Below are 1,546 nucleotides of genomic sequence, written 5' to 3'. Positions count from 1 at the left end.
AAAAAACATTCATGATCTTTTGCTCCCAACCCATGCATGAAAATAATATCTCTCCGTCCATAATTGATAGTGACACAAACAGTAATTTAAGACGTGGCTTTTTTTGGTGGTTCGACCCTGTAAAAAAAACTGTTTGAGTGAGTTTGGTGTTCAACCCTTTGTTAGCTCCTTCCTTATGGTAGGATGACTACGTACAGAAAAATGCTTATTTTTCAAACTCACTCACTGTTTGTGATCCTATTTATGAAGGAGATTTTTATGGAGGTATTTATTGAACGATGTGCTGGCTTAGACGTGCATTCAGAAACTATTGTGGCTTGCGTGATTACTGGGAATAGAGATGAGGACTTGTTTAAAGAAACCGAAACTTTTCCCACTCTAACAAAGGATCTTTATCGGTTATTAAAGTGGCTGGAGAATCATGGTGTGACCCATATAGCAATGGAAAGTACAGGAGTATATTGGAAACCAGTATTCAATATCTTAGAAGATTACTTCGATATTACATTGGCCAATGCACAAAGGATCAAAAATGTACCAGGGCGAAAAACGGATGTTTCAGATGCAGAGTGGATAGCTAAGCTATTGCGTCATGGGCTAATTGAGAAAAGTTTTGTCCCTCCTGTTGATATTCGGGACCTTCGTGATTTAACGAGACTTCGTAAGAAGTGGATTGGTCATTTAACTTCAGAGAAGAATAGAATTCAAAAAGTTTTGGAGTGCTCTAATGTCAAACTAAGTACTGTAATATCCGATGTTTTTGGAGTGTCAGGAAGAAAACTGCTTCAAAAATTGATTGAACAGGGATATGTAGATGAATCCGATGTTGAAAAAAGTATCCATGGGAGGATGTCAGAGAAAAAACAAAAGATTACTGAATCTCTTTTTGGAACTTTAAACGAGCATCAAATCTTTCTCATTAGACAATCTTGGCAGCACATCATATATTTAGAATCACTTATCTCTGAAATTGAAGAACGTGTTGATAACCTTTTAAAAAACTATCATGAAGAATTAAACTTATTGCTTACTATACCCGGTATTAAAAAGGACACGGCAGCAATAATCATTGCGGAAATCGGAGTGGATATGGGTCAGTTTCCTACTTCTCAGCATTTAGCTTCTTGGGCCGGTGTTTCACCCGGAAACAAGGAAAGTGCTGGAAAACGTTATAGTACCAAGACGGTAAAAGGAAATCCTCATATTAAATCAGCATTGTGTGAAGCTGCATGGGCTGTCTCAAGATGCCGAAATCGATGGTTAGCAACAAAATATTGGTCAATAGCAGCAAGAAGAGGAAAGAAAAAAGCACTCGTTGCCATATCGCATCGAATGCTTCGAATCATTTACTCCATGCTTATAAACAAGGAGCCATTTAAAGAATATCAAGTTAGTTAGTATAACCAAAAACAAATAGAAATATACAAAGTTACCTTCCCACAGGTACCTCTGTTTTCTTATTGCCTTTTTTTAGGTTATTTATAGGATTTCCCATCCCGATCAATAGTATACAGGAGACCCGAGGATTATTTATTTTCACAGAAAA

Annotated in this window: 1 protein-coding gene; it reads left to right on the top strand. The window is 36.9% G+C overall.

Annotation, left to right across the window (positions count from 1 at the left end; translation table 11 throughout):
- Positions 1-258: 258 nt before the first annotated feature.
- Positions 259-1,398 (top strand): IS110 family RNA-guided transposase, encoded by a 1,140-nt coding sequence (locus ACNQGS_RS28890; protein ID WP_491490386.1) that lies wholly within the window; start codon positions 259-261, stop codon positions 1,396-1,398.
- Positions 1,399-1,546 lie beyond the last annotated feature (148 nt).

This window comes from Neobacillus sp. PVCKKU3 (assembly GCF_058323225.1).
The sequence above is the reverse complement of the archived record's forward strand: the minus strand, read 5'-3'. Positions and strand labels throughout refer to the sequence as shown.

Excerpts from the sequence above, each read along its gene's own strand:
- ACNQGS_RS28890 (WP_491490386.1), top strand. The coding sequence starts at position 259 with ATGGAGGTATTTATTGAACGATGTGCTGGCTTAGACGTGCATTCAGAA.